Below are 2061 nucleotides of genomic sequence, written 5' to 3' on the forward strand. Positions count from 1 at the left end.
CTGCAAGCAGTGGGGGCCTTCGACGTATTGCCCGGTGAGAGCAATGGCGGAGGATACGAGATTCGAACTCGTGAGGGGTTGCCCCCAACACGCTTTCCAAGCGTGCGCCCTAGGCCACTAGGCGAATCCTCCGCCGCAAACAATACAAGACGTTGAGGGGTGCTCGCGAACACGTTCCCCGGGAGATCGTCGGGGCGAGGTCGGGCGGACCGATCGGGGGGACCCCGGGGCCGGGCGGGTGGACCTGGAGGGGTGGGGATCGGCTAAGGTGGGCATCAGCCCCTCACGTGGCGCTATCTGACTGAACTCCCCCAGGGCCGGAAGGCAGCAAGGGTAGGTCGGCTCTGGCGGGTGCGTGGGGGGCCCTTGTGTTTTCCGGGCCCTTTCGGGTGGCCGTCGGGGAGGGCGGCCTCAGGCCGGCCGAGTGGGCCGTGTCCCGGATGTCGCTCCAGCCGCCCCGTCGCCCATGTGATCTACGTCTCGCCGGTTGCCCGGTGGTCCGGTGGCCCGGTGTGACCAGGGTCCCCGGTCGTGGGGGTCCGATGCGGAGCCGGTTGTCGGCGCGTCCCGATAACCTCGTAACTGTGTCGTCCCTTGCGCTGTACCGCCGCTACCGCCCCGAGTCGTTCGCCGAGGTCATCGGTCAGGAGCATGTCACTGACCCGCTCCAGCAGGCCCTGCGGAACAACCGGGTCAATCACGCGTACCTGTTCAGCGGGCCGCGTGGTTGTGGAAAGACGACCAGCGCGCGCATCCTCGCCCGCTGCCTGAACTGTGAGCAGGGGCCGACGCCGACGCCGTGCGGGACGTGCCAGTCCTGCCAGGACCTGGCGCGCAACGGCCCGGGTTCGATCGACGTCATCGAGATCGACGCGGCTTCGCACGGTGGCGTGGACGACGCCCGTGACCTGCGCGAGAAGGCGTTCTTCGGGCCGGCTTCCAGCCGCTACAAGATCTACATCATCGACGAGGCGCACATGGTCACCCCGGCAGGGTTCAACGCCCTGCTGAAGGTGGTCGAGGAGCCGCCGGAGCACCTCAAGTTCATCTTCGCGACGACCGAGCCCGAGAAGGTCATCGGCACGATCCGGTCGCGTACGCACCACTACCCCTTCCGGCTCGTCCCGCCCGGGACCCTGCGGTCGTACCTCGCGGAGGTCTGCGGCAAGGAGAACAGCGCGGTCGAAGACGGTGTGCTGCCGCTCGTCGTACGGGCCGGGGCAGGGTCGGTCCGTGACTCGATGTCCGTCATGGACCAGCTGCTGGCCGGTGCGGGCGACGACGGCGTGACGTACGCCATGGCGACCTCGCTGCTCGGTTACACGGACGGGTCGCTGCTCGACTCGATGGTGGACGCCTTCGCGGCCGGCGACGGTGCCGCGGCCTTCGAGGTCGTGGACCGGGTGATCGAAGGCGGCAACGACCCCCGCCGGTTCGTCGCCGACCTGCTGGAGCGGCTGCGTGACCTGGTGATCTTGGCGGCCGTGCCGGACGCGGGGGAGAAGGGGCTCATCGACGCCCCCGCCGACGTGGTGGAGCGGATGTCGGACCAGGCGTCCGTCTTCGGCGCCGCCGAGCTGAGCCGCGCCGCCGACCTCGTCAACCAGGGGCTGACGGAGATGCGCGGCGCGACCTCGCCGCGTCTCCAGGTGGAGCTGATCTGCGCCCGGGTGCTGCTGCCCGCCGCCTTCGACGACGAGCGGTCGTTCCAGGCGCGGCTGGACCGCCTGGAGCGCGGCGGCGCCTTCGCGGCAGCGGCAGGCGCGGGGGCGGCAGGAGCGCAGGCGGTGCGGGCCGCGCCGCCCGCGGTGGGGTACGTGCCCGGGCCGGAGGCGCATCCGTCCATGGCGCCCGCGCCCGCCGCGGCTCCGTACAGCCCGCCCGCGCCCGCGGCCCCGTACGACCCGCCCGCGCCCGCACCGTACGAAGCCCCGGCGCCGCAGGCACCCGCCCCCGCACCGTCCGCCGAGTACGGGCAGCAGCAGCCTCCGGCCGAGGCTCCGCCCGTCGCTCAGCGGCCCGGCGCCTGGCCCACCCCGGCCGCTGCCGGCGGCGGGGAGC

Annotated in this window: 1 protein-coding gene, 1 tRNA gene and 1 other RNA gene; 2 read left to right on the forward strand and 1 reads right to left on the reverse strand. The window is 72.0% G+C overall.

The window, feature by feature from the left end; translation table 11 throughout:
* Positions 1 to 44 precede the first annotated feature (44 nt).
* Positions 45 to 132: transfer RNA gene (locus ACFWEP_RS34295), tRNA-Ser, on the reverse strand.
* 142 nt (positions 133 to 274) lie between these two features.
* On the opposite strand from ACFWEP_RS34295, the gene ffs reads away from it, so the two are divergent.
* An RNA gene (ffs, locus tag ACFWEP_RS34300) (signal recognition particle sRNA small type) lies at positions 275 to 371 on the forward strand.
* Between the two features lie 213 nt (positions 372 to 584).
* Positions 585 to 2061: DNA polymerase III subunit gamma and tau (locus ACFWEP_RS34305; protein WP_387376166.1), on the forward strand; the 1477-nt coding region annotated here is incomplete at its 3' end.

It is taken from the genome of Streptomyces sp. NPDC060198 (assembly GCF_042728415.1).
Taxonomy (GTDB): Bacteria; Actinomycetota; Actinomycetes; order Streptomycetales; family Streptomycetaceae; genus Streptomyces.